Below are 12418 nucleotides of genomic sequence, written 5' to 3' on the forward strand. Positions count from 1 at the left end.
GGCTTCGGCCAATCACAAACGCATGTGACCTGCCCGCGCAATCCTTCCGACGCGCCATCCACCTGAGAAACTAGATAATCTCAGTTTTCGCGATGTGAATCCCAAAGCCTTCAAGCCCGACATAGTGGCGCTCGCGCGAGGCGATCAGGTTGATCGAGGAAATGCCGAGATCCTTGAGAATCTGCGCGCCGAGGCCGATTTCTCGCCACTCGTTCTCACGGCGGCGGGCCTCTTCGTGGTCCTCACGGTCGGCACTCATCGGCCGGTTGCGCTCCTGATGGGCGACGCCGACCGAACCCTCTCGGAGGTAAACGATGACGCCGCGCTTGCGTTCGCCCATCGCCTTCATAATGGCGTCGAGCCGGTGGCTGGTGCCGAACACGTCGGTCACCACATCCTCGGAATGCAGCCGCACCGGGACGTCCTCGCCGTCACGGATGTCGCCGAAAACGACCGCGACATGGTGCATGGAATCCCAAGGCAGCGTGTAGGTGAAGACCTGCGCCTTGCCGCCGAGTGTGTCGATTTCGGAGCAGGCGACGCGTTCGACCAGCGTTTCCTTGCGCTGCCGGTAGGCGATGAGGTCGGCGACCGAGACCTGCTTGAGGCCGTGTTCCTCGGCAAAGTTCGCCACCTGCGGGCCGCGCTTGACGGTGCCGTCGTCATTGACCAACTCCGAGATCACGCCAACCGGCGGCAGGCCGGCAAGTTTGCACAAGTCAACCGCGGCTTCGGTATGGCCCGAGCGCATCAGCACGCCGCCTTCCCTAGCGATCAGCGGGAAGATGTGGCCGGGCCGGACGAAATCCGAACCGCCGACATTGCCGTTGGCCAGGTTGCGCACGGTCAGCGTGCGGTCCTCGGCCGAAATGCCGGTGGTGGTGCCATGCTTGAAATCGACGCTGACGGTAAAGGCCGTGGTGTGGGCGGAATCATTGTCGGCGACCATCGGCTGCAGATTGAGCCGCTTGGCCTCCTCGCGCGGCATCGGCGTGCAGACGATGCCGGAGGTGTGACGGATGATGAAGGCCATTTTCTCCGGGCTGCAATGCACGGCGGCAACGATCAGGTCGCCCTCGTTCTCACGCCCGTCATCGTCCATGACGACGACGATCTCGCCGCGCTCGAAGGCGCGGATGGCTTCGACGATTTTCTTCTGATCGTATGGCATTGGCTCGCTTCGCTCGCAGGGAATAGGGGTTGGGCAGTAGGAGTTAGGGAAGGAAGGATGGGCTGGCCTATTGCCTAATCCCTACTGCCTAATCCCCGGCCTGTCTGTCCCCGGTGCCGCAGATAATGGTCGGCGATGACGCAGGCAACCATGGCTTCGCCGATCGGCACGGCGCGGATGCCGACGCAGGGGTCGTGGCGGCCCTTGGTCATGACGTCGACGTCGTTGCCGTCCTTGTCGATGGATTTTCGCGGCGTCAGGATCGACGAGGTCGGCTTGACGGCGAAGCGGGCGACGATCGCCTGGCCGGTCGAGATGCCGCCCAGAATGCCGCCGGCATTGTTGGACAGGAAGACCGGCTTGCCGTCATTGCCGATGCGCATCTCGTCGGCATTCTGTTCGCCGGTGATGCGGGCGGCTTCGAAACCGTTGCCGATCTCGACGCCCTTGACGGCGTTGATCGACATCAGGCCGGACGCGATGTCCTGGTCGAGCTTGGCGTAGATCGGCGCGCCAAGTCCGGCGGGCACGCCGTCGGCGACGATCTCGATCACCGCGCCGACCGAGGAGCCGGATTTGCGGATGCCGTCGAGGTATTGCATGAAGACGGGAACGGACGCCGGATCGGGGGTGAAGAACGGGTTTTCGGCGTCACCGATAAAATTCCAGTTCCAGTTGGCGCGGTCGATGGATTTCTCGCCCATCGAGACCAGCGCGCCGCGCACCACCATGCCGGGCACCACCTTGCGCGCCAAGGCGCCGGCCGCCACGCGAGCGGCGGTCTCACGGGCCGAAGAACGGCCGCCGCCGCGATGGTCGCGCAGGCCGTATTTGACGTCATAGGTGTAGTCCGCATGGCCGGGGCGGTACTGGCGGGCGATCTCGCCATAGTCCTTGGAGCGCTGGTCGATATTCTCGATCAGCATCGAGACGGGCGTGCCGGTGGTGATCATCGACTCGCCGTCCTCGTCGAGGATGAAGCCGGACAGCACCTTCACCTCGTCCGGTTCGCGGCGCTGCGTCACAAAACGTGACTGGCCGGGGCGGCGCTTGTCGAGTTCGGCCTGGATTTCGGCCCGTGTGAAGCGGATGCCGGGCGGGCAGCCATCGACGACACAGCCGAGCGACGGGCCATGGCTTTCGCCCCAGGTGGTGACGCGGAAGAGATGGCCGAACGTGTTGTGAGACATGAATTTTAGCCCTGCCCGGCAGCGGACCGGATCAAAGGTGCGTTCTATTGGCGTTTTCCACAGCGGTCAAACTGTGATCCGGCGGTTTTAGTTTTGACACATTCGGTTGGTTTCTGCTCTCTTCCATCCGCCCGTTGAAAGCTCGCCGCCATCCGTGCAGGCGCAATGACAAAGAGGACGACGATGCGTACCCTGATTGGCGCTGCTGCCGCCATGTTGCTGATTTCCACCGCCGCCTATGCCGGCCAGACCGAAGGCCTGATCAAGAAGGTCGACAAGGACGCGCTGACGCTGACGCTGGAGGACGGCAAGTCCTTCAAGCTCAACGCCGAGACCGATCTCGATTCGCTGAAACCGGGCATGGATATCGTCATTGCCTATGACGTGACGAATGGCGAGAACGTCGTCACCGACATGGAACTGCCCGACACCGAGTAACACCGACGCCGAACAGGGTCTTGCCGCTCGGCGGAGCCCTGCCCGGATAAACAGGACGGTCGTCCTGTTTTTATCTGCTCGAACCTAAAGCCAATCCAGACGCCCGTCCTGCAGCCTGAGCACCCGGTCCTGCCGCACTTCCAGGTTTGCCGCTTCATGTTCGGAAACACCTTCGACCATCCGAAACAGGGTCCGCACGACGCCACCATGCGTGACGCAGACCGTCTGGCGGTCGAGCGCCTCGAACCACGGCTTCACCCGTTCGAGCAGCATCTGGTAGCTTTCGGCGCCCTCGCCCGGCGGCTGGAAATTCCATTTGTTGCGTCGTCGCGCCTTCGCCGAGCCCGGCATTCGCGCATCGAGTTCGGCATAGGTAAAGCCCTGCCAGTCGCCAAAGTGCACCTCGACCAGACGCGGGTCGGTGCGGTAGGCATCGGGATCGAGTTGCATCGCCAAGCGTAGCCGCTGCATCGTCTCGCGCGTCCGCTTCATCGGGCTGGCGACAAAGTCGAAATCCTCAGGGTTCTGGATCAGTTCGGCCAGCCGCCGTCCATTGCGGGTCGCCTGCTCGCGGCCGAGCGCGTTGAGATCGGTATCGGCCTGGCCCTGCAGCCGCGACTCGGCATTCCACTGCGTCTGGCCATGGCGCACGATGTAGACGAGCGGAACCATCGGGTCTTCCGGAAATCAGGACAGGCAGGCGGAAACCGCGGCAGAACTATTCCTTGACGGTCGAAATATCCGGCGCGTCGACCGCCTTCATGCCGACGACGTGATAGCCGGAATCGACATGGTGCACCTCGCCGGTGACGCCACGCGACAGGTCCGACAGGAAATACACGGCGGAATCGCCGACTTCTTCCTGGGTGACGGTCTGCTTCAGCGGCGAATTGTATTCGTTCCACTTGAGGATGTAGCGGAAGTCGCCGATGCCCGAAGCAGCCAAGGTCTTGATCGGCCCGGCCGAGATGGCGTTGACGCGGATCTTCTTGCCGCCGAGGTCGACGGCGAGATAGCGCACGCTGGCTTCCAGCGCGGCCTTGGCGACACCCATGACGTTGTAATGCGGCATGACCTTTTCAGCGCCATAATAGGTCAGCGTCAGCAGCGAGCCGCCATCGGTCATCAGCGCTTCGGCGCGCTTGGCGATGGTGGTGAAGGAATAGACCGAAATGTCCATGGTGCGCAGGAAATTGTCGCGCGTCGTCTCGACATAGCGTCCGGTCAACTCGTCCTTGTCGGAAAAGGCGATGGCATGGACGAGGAAGTCGAGCTTGCCGTCCCAATGCCTGGCGACATTGGCAAACACGTCGTCGAGGCTCGCCGGATCAGTGACATCGCAATGACCGGCGACAAAGGCGCCCAATTCCGCAGCCAGCGGCTCGACGCGCTTCTTGAACGCCTCGCCCTGATAGGTCAGCGCGATCTCGGCGCCATGGTCGACGCAGGCCTTGGCGATGCCGTAGGCAATCGATCTGTTGTTGGCGACGCCCAGTATAAGCCCGCGCTTGCCGGCCATTAGGCCCTGTCCACCCGCCATGTCAGCGCTCTCCGAAAGGTTTTCTGCTTTGGAGTGCCTATCGCACACGCAGAAAGGCGCATCAAGCACAGACGGGGCGCGCATTCAATTCAGACACTCGGCGTGACAACGAATGGGGGATAATAAGGTTGTTGTGAGATTCGAACGCCTCACTGCGGCCAGCGCGCCTTGACGGCCCAGGCCGGGCAGCCGAATCGGCTGGCCGGCACCGCATCGGCCCTATCCAGCCATTTTGCGCCAGGGAATGAGCATTCCCACCTGCTTGCGGTAGAGGCGGTACTGATCGCCAAACATCGCGACGAGATCGCGTTCCTCGAGGAAGATGCCGAGCAGGATGTAGCCGGTGCTGCCCGCCGCGAACAGAAGATGGCCCCATGTCATCGACGGCGTCGCCCAGAAGGCCAGGAGAAAGCCGACATAGAGCGGGTGCCGGACCCATTTGTAGAACAGCGGCGTCCTGAACACGGGCGGCGCCGGTTCGCTCTTGCGCAAAGCGGCGAGAACCTGGCGCAAGCCGAACAGTTCGAAATGGTTGATCAGAAAGGTGCTGGTCAACAATACCGCCCAGCCGAGCCAGAACACGCCATGGATGACGGCGACCCAGACCGGGTTCTCGACCGTCCAGACGAGACCGGGGATCGGCCGCCATTGCCAGTAGAGCAGCAGCAGGATGAGGCTGGCCAAAAGCACATAGGTGCTGCGTTCGGCCGCGTGCGGGACAATCTGTGTCCACCAGCGCTTGAAAACCGGCCGCGCCATGATGCTGTGCTGGGCGGCGAAAAGGCCGAGCAGCAGCGCATTGACGATGACGGCTTCGACCGGACTTCCAGCGACTCCGGAATCGATGGATTTCGGCACGACCATGTTGCCGACGAAACCGGCCGCATAGAGAAACGAACCGAGAAAAATCAGGTATGCGGCAACGCCGTAGATAAGGGTGATTACGCCCGCCATGACTGCCCCTCCATGCAAGCATCAGGATTCGGTCGGTCGACCGAATTCAGTGTCAAAAACCATAAATTCTCTGACGAGTCAACTTGATCGGTCGCTCGACCGAGATAGAGTGGAGGGACGTCCAGCCCCGGACAGGAGAAGCTATGATCCGCCCAGATTGCACCGCTAACAGCGGCAGCCACGCCGCATGACGGACGCTGCCGAAGCCGTTACCCCGCCGCAGAACAAGCAAAAGCGCGACACGCGCGCCGAACTGATTTCGGCCGCCGAGTTATGCCTCCATCAAGGCGGTTATGCCGATCTGTCGACGCGCCGCGTTGCCGAGATCGCCGGCGTTCCGCTCAGCCAGATCCATTACCATTTCGGCTCCAAGGAACGGCTGTTCCTGGCCCTGCTCGACCATCTGAACGAGGGCCTGCTGAAACGCCAGGCGGAGACTTTTGCGGCACCGATGCCGCTGTGGCAACGCTGGGAGCGCGCTTGCGATTTCCTCGACGATGATCTGGCGTCCGGCTATGTCCGGATCCTGCACGAGATGATCGCGGCAAGCCTGTCGAGCCCCGAGATCGCCAAGGCGGTGCGCCGCGACCTGCGCGGCTGGTTCGAACTGCTGGACGGACTGGCGCAAGAGGCGGAGCGTCGGTTCGGCGGCCTCGGGCCATTCTCCGCCGCCGAAGTAACCAGCCTGGTCAGCGCCGCATTCCTCGGCAGCGAGACGATGATCCTGCTTGAGATCGAGAGCCCGCATGTCCCGGTGCGGCAGGCGTTGCGCCGCTTCGGCGAAACCATCCGGCGGATGGAGGAAGCAGCGCCCGGCAGTTAGCCAGCGAAGTCGAGCCGCGTCAGCCTTTGCGGCTGCGCATCAGCGCTTCGAGTTCGCTGTCGCCGCCTTCCGGCAGCATGATGCGGACATGGGCGTAGAGATCGCCATGGCCGCCGGCCTTTTCCGGCAAGCCCCTGCCCTTCAGGCGCAGCACCTTATCGGAACTCGACCAAGCCGGAATGTTGACCGCCAGCCTGCCGGTCGGCGTGTCGACCGGCACCTTGGCGCCCAGCACCGCGTCGGCCAACGCTACCTCCAGATCGGCATGCAAGTCACGGCCCTCGATGCGGTAGCGCGGGTGCCTGCGGATACGGATCTTGACCAGCGCATCGCCCGGCTGTGCCGGCCCCTGCTCGCCCTGGCCCTTCAGCCGGATGGTCTGGCCATCCTCGACATAGACCGGCAGCTTGACCGCAATCTTGCGGCCGTCGGGAAACATCGCCGTCACCTTTTCGGCGGTCGCTATCTCCTCGATGGTGACGTCGAGCGTGACGTTCAGATCGGCGGCGGTCGCCTGCTGGCGGCGGTCGCCTGTTCCGGCGCCGCGCGCGCCGGAAAAGGCGTCGCCGAAGATCTGGCTGAAAATGTCGCTGTTGCCGTCGAACGGATCGCCGCCCGGACGCCCCGATCGGAATTCGAAGCGCGAGCCGCCGGCGCCCTGCTGGCGGCGGAAGCCACCGAACGGATCGCCGCCGCCGGCTGCGCCCTCGAAGCCCTGGAATTTCGGCTTGCCGTCGGCGTCGATCTCGCCGCGGTCGAAGGCCGCACGGTTCTTCTCGTCGCCGACGACCTCATAGGCCTGATTGGCGGCGGCAAAACGGTCCTTGGCCTTGGGATCATTCGGATTCTGGTCCGGATGATACTTCTTGGCGAGCTTGCGGTAAGCCGATTTTATGTCCTTGGCCGATGCGTTCTTGGCAACGCCCAGCACCTCATAGGGGTCGCGCATGCGTCCTGCCCTGGAAAATGAGTTAAATCCACGTTGGCCCTTATATGCGCTCCCATAGGAAGAAATTCCAGTGGCGCGCAGGCTTATCGAGGGTTGAAATTGCGATGCCCGCAAACCTCGAAAATCAGAGCGGTTTGAAGTCCTGCATGTGCCAGCCGCCGGCCGCGGCGATGCACAATTGCCCCTTGAACAAAGCGACGCCGTCGAAGCTTTCGCGCGAGGCGGTAAAGCTGCGGCAGGCCTGGCCGTTGTCCTGCACTTCGGCGAGTTCGGTGATGGAGCCCCGCGAGCCGGTGTCGGCATTCGCCCACGGCACGGCCTGGCCGCGAAGCTCCTCGATGTCGGCCGAAGACACCGCATTGCCGATCGTGGTCTGGTCGGAAGCGCTGTCGGCGTCCGTCGATGTCACCCTCGCCGGCGCGCTTGAGGTGACGATGGAACGGTCGACCTCGGCCTTTTCCAGGCTGAAGCCGCCGGCGCCGCAGGCGGCAAGTGGCAGGGCGATAATCACGATCACGGCTTTCGAACTGGCCGAAGCGATAACGCTCCATTGCCCGCTGTCAAAAGCTTGCGCGATACGCGACAATCGGCAACCTCCTGAAGCTCGAGACAATTTGAGAAAAACTATGAGTGACACTGAGTTAACAAGTAGTGACTTTACCGAAGCCGCCGAGCCGTTCCGGCTCTTTGCCGAGTGGCTGGAGGACGCCAAGAAAAGCGAAATCAACGACGCCAACGGCGTAGCACTTGCAACCGTCGATGCCGACGGCATGCCGGATGTGCGGATGGTGCTGCTCAAGGGTTTCGATGAAAGCGGCTTTGTCTTCTACACGAATTTCGAGAGCGCCAAGGGCCGCGAGATTCTTGGCAGCATGAAGGCGGCGATGTGCTTCCACTGGAAATCGCTGCGCCGCCAGGTGCGCATACGCGGTCCGGTGGAGATCGTCAGCGACGCTGAAGCCGACGCCTATTACGCGACGCGGCCGCGCGGCAGCCGGATCGGCGCATGGGCTTCGAAACAGTCGCGGCCGCTGGAAAGCCGCTTTGCCCTAGAGAAGGCGGTGGCCGAATACACGGCGCGCTACGCTATCGGCGAAATCCCGCGGCCAAAGCACTGGTCGGGCTTCCGCATCGTGCCGCAGGCGATCGAGTTCTGGCACGACCGGCCATTCCGGCTGCACGATCGGCTGGTCTTTTCGCGCAACGCCGAAGGCGGCTGGGACAAGACACGGCTTTATCCCTGAGGAGAGGTTCAGGCCTTCTTGCGCGTCATGAAGGCCGTCAACGCGGCGCGCGCTTCGTCGGACTTCAGCCGCTCGGAGAAATGCTCGCTCTCCACCTTGATGCGGGCGACAAGCTCGTGGCGCGGGGCGCGCATCAGGTCACGAGCGATCTTCAGCGCCTGCGGCGGCTTGGCGGCGATCGCGCCGGCCGCTGCGAGTACCGCGGCTTCTAGCCCGTCCTCCTCGACCACCTCATAGATCAGGCCGGCGGCCTTGGCGCGCTCGGCGGAAAAACCTTCGCCCAGCCCAAGCAGCGCGAAGGCGCCCTGCCTGCCGAGGATGAGCGGGGCCAGCAGGCTGGAGCCCGCCTCCGGCACCAGGCCGAGGTCGACGAAGGGTGTGCGGAACACCGTGCGCGGCGTGGCGAAAGTCAGGTCGCAATGCAAATTGAGCGTGGTGCCGATGCCGACCGCAATGCCGTCGACGCCGGAGACCATCGGCTTCTCCGTTTTGGCCAGCGCCATCAGGAAGTCCCAGACCTCGTTGCCGCCCTCACCGCCGGTGGCGATGACCAGGAAATCGGCGAGATCGTTGCCAGAAGAGAAGGCGCCAGAAACACCGAGGAAGATATGGACGCGAACCGCCGGGTCGGCATCGCCATCGGCCAGCGCCTTGGACATTGTCGCGTACATGGCGCGCGTCAGTGCGTTCTTCTTGTCGGGACGGTTCATGCGGATGATCTGGATGGCGCCCTGGCGCTCGACGAGGATATGGTCTGTCACGGTCATTTCCCTGGTGAGCGCTCTGGTATTCAGGCCGATATCAGCGCCTTGCCGGCGGCGGCGAGGCTCTCGGCGCCATCGATTACGCGTTCCTTCAAGGCGCTGACTTCGCCGAGCAGGTTTTCGGCGAAAAAGCGGCAAAGGGCGATGCGGCTCTGCTGGGCAAGTCCGCCACGCGCCAGATAAGCGCCGCCGGCAGCAAGCGAGATCAGCCTGAGATAGGGGGTCGCACCGGCTTGCGCTTCGTCCAGACGGCCGTCGGCCAGCAGCTTCTGCAGGAAGCGCGTCGCCTCGGTGAGATCGTCGAACGCCTGGTCAAGCGCTTCGGCGGTGCGGCCGAAGCCCCGCAGGTTCGAGGTCCGCACCTCGTCGGCGATGGCCTTCAGTTCGGCGATATAGCCGTGCACATGCTCGCCGCCGCCAAGCGGCAATTTGCGGGCTACAAGGTCGATCGCCTGGATGCCGTTGGTGCCTTCATAGATCGGCGCAATGCGGGCGTCGCGATAGAGCGCGGCCGCGCCCGTCTCCTCGATGAAGCCCATGCCGCCGTGGACCTGGACACCCAGCGACGCAACGTCGACGCCGATATCGGTGGAAAAGGCCTTGGCCAGCGGCGTCAGCAGATTGGCGCGATCGCGCCAATGCGCGGCCTCCTCGCCTGTCGACACACGCGCGAAGTCGATGGCATAGGCGCAGGAATACGAGATGGCGCGGGCGATCTGGGTCAAAGCCTTCATGGTCAAGAGATTGCGCTGCACGTCGGGGTGATGGACGATCGGCGCCATCCCGGCGCCTGAAAAGTCCGATGCCTTGCCCTGGCGGCGCTCATTGGCATAGGCGATCGCCTTCTGCGTCGCGGCTTCTGCCACTGCCACGCCCTGCATGCCGACGCAAAGCCTCGCGTTGTTCATCATGGTGAACATGCAGGCGAGCCCCTTGTTCTCCTCGCCGATCAGCCAACCGATGGCGCCGGGCGCAGCACCCTGGAACCCGTCGCCATAGATCATGGTGCAAGTCGGCGAGGCATGGATGCCGAGCTTGTGCTCGAGGCCGGAACAGAAGACGTCGTTGCGGGCGCCGAGCGAGCCGTCATCATTGACCAGGAATTTCGGCACCAAAAACAGCGAGATGCCGCGCGTGCCGGCCGGTGCGTCGGGCAGCCGCGCCAACACCAGATGGATGATGTTGTCGGTGAAATCATGCTCGCCATAGGTGATGAAGATTTTCTGGCCGAAGATGCGGTAGGTGCCGTCGCCGGCAGGCTCGGCGCGGCTGCGCAAGGCGGCGAGATCGGAACCGGCCTGCGGCTCGGTCAGGTTCATCGTCCCCATCCACTCGCCGGAGACGAGCTTTGCCAGATACTTTGCCTTCAGCGCTTCGGAGGCATGCTTGTCCAGCGCCTCGACGGCGCCCATGGTCAGCGTCGGGCCGATGCCGAAGGCCATGGCGGCGGAGTTCCACATCTCGAGCGCGGCAACGCCGAGCATGGTCGGCAGGCCCTGGCCACCAAATTCTTCCGGCCCCGACAGCGCGTTCCAGCCGCCGTCGATCCAGCTGCGGTAAAGCGCCTTCCAACCGGGCGGCATGGTCACGGCTGCATCCTTCAGCACCGCACCGTGCTGGTCGCCGATCTTGTAGAGCGGCGCCACCTCCTCGCTGGCGAAGCGGCCGGCCTCGGCCAGGATGGCGTCGACAAGGTCTTCGCCGAGGTCCCCGAACGCGCCGCTGTCGAGTGCCGGCTTGAGCCCGGCGACATGCTTGAGCGTGAACGAAATGTCGTCGACCGGGGCCTTGTACATGCCGCTTCTCCTCCGCTGCTCCGATCGCTCGATCCTAGGACCCGGGCTGATGCAAAACCATCCGCCTCTGGGCGGCCTCCGACCTTCTTTTTTACGTAAACGTCAAACTTTGTCACGCGAATTTTGTAGCGAACTCCGTCGTCCAGGGTGGAGCGGGAGCGTAGCGGACGCCGAGTACCATGTCGCGACCTCGCGCCAGGGGTGCAACGGTGCAGAATTCTGCGCCGTGGCAACGCTTCGAAGTCGTGGAATGGATTCTATGGTCTCCGCCGCGTCGCTTCGCCATAGAATGACGAAATCGCGAGAGCGACAGGACTCCTGCCCGAAAGCACTTCCTTAACCATACCGGTCCACCATCGGTATTTGGTCAGCGGGGATCCCCTGTTTGAAAACGCCGGCGCATCTTCTTCGCCGCTCAGCTATCGCTCTCGCGGCGATGATGGCGCTGATGTCAGCGGCTACAGCCTCGGACTTTTCCGAGCCTTGGCGGGATGGCGATCGCGCGCTGGTGGTCGACGCCTATGAATACAATTCCATCGACTGGGCGCAGCTTGCCACCGACAAGCGCATTGTCGGCTTCATCAACAAGGCCTCCGACGGGCTGCCGCCGCCCTATTTCTGCTTCGGCGACGAGATTGCGGTCAAACTCTGCAAGACGCTGTGGAAACGCTTTGCGGTGACGCGCGAACTGTTCCAGACGCGCAAGGTGGTGGCCAAGGCGCTCGGCCTGAAATGGGGCGCCTATCATCTTGCCCGCCCCGGCAATCCGCTCGAGCAGGCCAACAGTTTCATCGATTTCGCCGAGCCAGCCCCTGACGATCTGCTCGCCCTCGATCTCGAAGGCAACGACCCCTCGCAATGGATGTCACTCGATGATGCCGAGGAATTCGTGCGCCAGGTGCACCGGCGGCTCGGCCATTTCCCGATCCTCTACACCAACGGCAAGACCGCCCAGTTCATCGCCGACAACCGCTATCGATACCGGCTCTTGTCGCGGCTGCCGCTCTGGTATGCGCGCTACAAGCCCGACATCGACGTGCATTTTCCGATGGGCAACTGGCAGGGCTATGCGCTGTGGCAGTTTTCGGCGCAGGCCAATTGCGGACGCCTGCGCTGCCCGTACCGGGTCGCCGGCACGCCCAACGACATCGACGTCAACGTCGCGCCGATGGACGCGGCGGCACTGCGCCAGCAATGGCCCTTCGGCGGCCTGATCGACGTGCCGCCCGACTACCTCGCCTCGATACCGGTGCCAGTGTCGCGCGCGGCCGGGCTCGCCGGAAAAGTCACCATCACCTATGCCGATGTGGCGACGCCACCGACGGTCGAGGAGATGGTGGCGGTGCTGGGCGCGCGCTGGCAGACATTCCGCGCTGCCTTCCGCATGCCGGTGGTCAAGACGGTGCCGCGCCGCGCGCGCTTCGGCATTGCCGAGTATGTCGCCTGGAAGCGGACTGCGTATCGTTCGGAGGCTCTGCTCGAGGCCGCCTTCTCGCAGGCCGCCGACTCGGTCAGCACCGCTTCGACGGAACTCGTTCGCGAGCGCTGA

General features: G+C 63.6%; 13 protein-coding genes. 4 read left to right on the plus strand and 9 right to left on the minus strand.

Translation table 11 applies throughout. From position 1 onward, the window contains the following. Nucleotides 1-70 precede the first annotated feature (70 nt). Both ribB and aroC read right to left on the minus strand, forming a co-directional pair. Nucleotides 71-1171, minus strand: coding sequence for a 3,4-dihydroxy-2-butanone-4-phosphate synthase (gene ribB / locus NKJ77_RS23900; protein WP_023738482.1), 1101 nt, complete (start codon nucleotides 1169-1171; stop codon nucleotides 71-73). A 74-nt stretch (nucleotides 1172-1245) separates the two neighbouring features. Further along, nucleotides 1246-2361, minus strand: coding sequence for a chorismate synthase (aroC, locus tag NKJ77_RS23905; protein WP_023749360.1), 1116 nt, complete (start codon nucleotides 2359-2361; stop codon nucleotides 1246-1248). Between the two features lie 183 nt (nucleotides 2362-2544). On the opposite strand from aroC, the gene NKJ77_RS23910 reads away from it, so the two are divergent. Then, nucleotides 2545-2799, plus strand: a complete 255-nt coding sequence (locus NKJ77_RS23910) for a DUF1344 domain-containing protein (RefSeq protein ID WP_023685405.1) — start codon at nucleotides 2545-2547, stop codon at nucleotides 2797-2799. A gap of 84 nt (nucleotides 2800-2883) precedes the next feature. On the opposite strand, the gene NKJ77_RS23915 is transcribed toward NKJ77_RS23910, so the two are convergent. The 3 genes from NKJ77_RS23915 to mddA form a co-directional block, all read right to left on the minus strand. Beyond that, entirely contained in the window at nucleotides 2884-3471 is a 588-nt protein-coding gene (locus NKJ77_RS23915) for a histidine phosphatase family protein (RefSeq protein WP_023685404.1), read from the minus strand. A 46-nt stretch (nucleotides 3472-3517) separates the two neighbouring features. Beyond that, complete coding sequence (gene fabI, locus NKJ77_RS23920; RefSeq protein WP_023687133.1) at nucleotides 3518-4339, minus strand: enoyl-ACP reductase FabI; 822 nt, start codon at nucleotides 4337-4339, stop codon at nucleotides 3518-3520. Nucleotides 4340-4558: 219 nt separating this feature from the next. Next, entirely contained in the window at nucleotides 4559-5293 is a 735-nt protein-coding gene (mddA, locus tag NKJ77_RS23925; RefSeq protein WP_352535848.1) for a methanethiol S-methyltransferase, read from the minus strand. Between the two features lie 187 nt (nucleotides 5294-5480). Between mddA and NKJ77_RS23930 the strand changes: the two genes are divergently transcribed. Further along, nucleotides 5481-6116, plus strand: a complete 636-nt coding sequence (locus tag NKJ77_RS23930; protein WP_023706649.1) for a TetR/AcrR family transcriptional regulator — start codon at nucleotides 5481-5483, stop codon at nucleotides 6114-6116. 19 nt (nucleotides 6117-6135) lie between these two features. Here NKJ77_RS23930 and NKJ77_RS23935 read toward each other — a convergent pair whose 3' ends face one another. Together NKJ77_RS23935 and NKJ77_RS23940 are read right to left on the minus strand one after the other, a co-directional pair. Next, nucleotides 6136-7065 carry a DnaJ C-terminal domain-containing protein gene (locus tag NKJ77_RS23935; protein WP_023706648.1) on the minus strand — a complete coding sequence of 310 codons (930 nt, stop codon included), beginning with the start codon at nucleotides 7063-7065 and terminating at the stop codon, nucleotides 6136-6138. 124 nt (nucleotides 7066-7189) lie between these two features. After that, the gene (locus NKJ77_RS23940; RefSeq protein WP_023687129.1) at nucleotides 7190-7651 is read right to left on the minus strand and encodes an RT0821/Lpp0805 family surface protein; all 462 of its coding nucleotides are present in this window, start codon (nucleotides 7649-7651) and stop codon (nucleotides 7190-7192) included. 28 nt (nucleotides 7652-7679) lie between these two features. Here NKJ77_RS23940 and pdxH point away from each other — a divergent pair, with 28 nt between their 5' ends. Further along, complete coding sequence (gene pdxH / locus NKJ77_RS23945) at nucleotides 7680-8309, plus strand: pyridoxamine 5'-phosphate oxidase (RefSeq protein WP_081732290.1); 630 nt, start codon at nucleotides 7680-7682, stop codon at nucleotides 8307-8309. An 8-nt stretch (nucleotides 8310-8317) separates the two neighbouring features. On the opposite strand, the gene NKJ77_RS23950 is transcribed toward pdxH, so the two are convergent. Both NKJ77_RS23950 and NKJ77_RS23955 read right to left on the minus strand, forming a co-directional pair. Further along, nucleotides 8318-9070, minus strand: a complete 753-nt coding sequence (locus NKJ77_RS23950) for a crotonase/enoyl-CoA hydratase family protein (RefSeq protein WP_023821025.1) — start codon at nucleotides 9068-9070, stop codon at nucleotides 8318-8320. A gap of 29 nt (nucleotides 9071-9099) precedes the next feature. Next, nucleotides 9100-10869, minus strand: coding sequence for an acyl-CoA dehydrogenase family protein (locus NKJ77_RS23955; protein WP_352535849.1), 1770 nt, complete (start codon nucleotides 10867-10869; stop codon nucleotides 9100-9102). Nucleotides 10870-11308: 439 nt separating this feature from the next. On the opposite strand from NKJ77_RS23955, the gene NKJ77_RS23960 reads away from it, so the two are divergent. After that, nucleotides 11309-12418, plus strand: a complete 1110-nt coding sequence (locus NKJ77_RS23960; RefSeq protein WP_245272070.1) for a glycoside hydrolase family 25 protein — start codon at nucleotides 11309-11311, stop codon at nucleotides 12416-12418.

The organism is Mesorhizobium sp. M0052 (assembly GCF_040323255.1).
In the GTDB taxonomy this organism is placed as follows: Bacteria; Pseudomonadota; Alphaproteobacteria; order Rhizobiales; family Rhizobiaceae; genus Mesorhizobium.

Bases quoted from the DNA above. Each gene is read 5' to 3' on its own strand.
- NKJ77_RS23960 (WP_245272070.1), top strand. From the start codon at position 11,309: ATGGCGCTGATGTCAGCGGCTACAGCCTCGGACTTTTCCGAGCCTTGG.
- NKJ77_RS23955 (WP_352535849.1), bottom strand. From the start codon at position 10,869: ATGTACAAGGCCCCGGTCGACGACATTTCGTTCACGCTCAAGCATGTC.
- aroC (WP_023749360.1), bottom strand. From the start codon at position 2,361: ATGTCTCACAACACGTTCGGCCATCTCTTCCGCGTCACCACCTGGGGC.
- NKJ77_RS23910 (WP_023685405.1), top strand. From the start codon at position 2,545: ATGCGTACCCTGATTGGCGCTGCTGCCGCCATGTTGCTGATTTCCACC.
- NKJ77_RS23935 (WP_023706648.1), bottom strand. From the start codon at position 7,065: ATGCGCGACCCCTATGAGGTGCTGGGCGTTGCCAAGAACGCATCGGCC.
- NKJ77_RS23930 (WP_023706649.1), top strand. From the start codon at position 5,481: ATGACGGACGCTGCCGAAGCCGTTACCCCGCCGCAGAACAAGCAAAAG.
- ribB (WP_023738482.1), bottom strand. From the start codon at position 1,171: ATGCCATACGATCAGAAGAAAATCGTCGAAGCCATCCGCGCCTTCGAG.
- fabI (WP_023687133.1), bottom strand. From the start codon at position 4,339: ATGGCGGGTGGACAGGGCCTAATGGCCGGCAAGCGCGGGCTTATACTG.
- mddA (WP_352535848.1), bottom strand. From the start codon at position 5,293: ATGGCGGGCGTAATCACCCTTATCTACGGCGTTGCCGCATACCTGATT.
- NKJ77_RS23915 (WP_023685404.1), bottom strand. From the start codon at position 3,471: ATGGTTCCGCTCGTCTACATCGTGCGCCATGGCCAGACGCAGTGGAAT.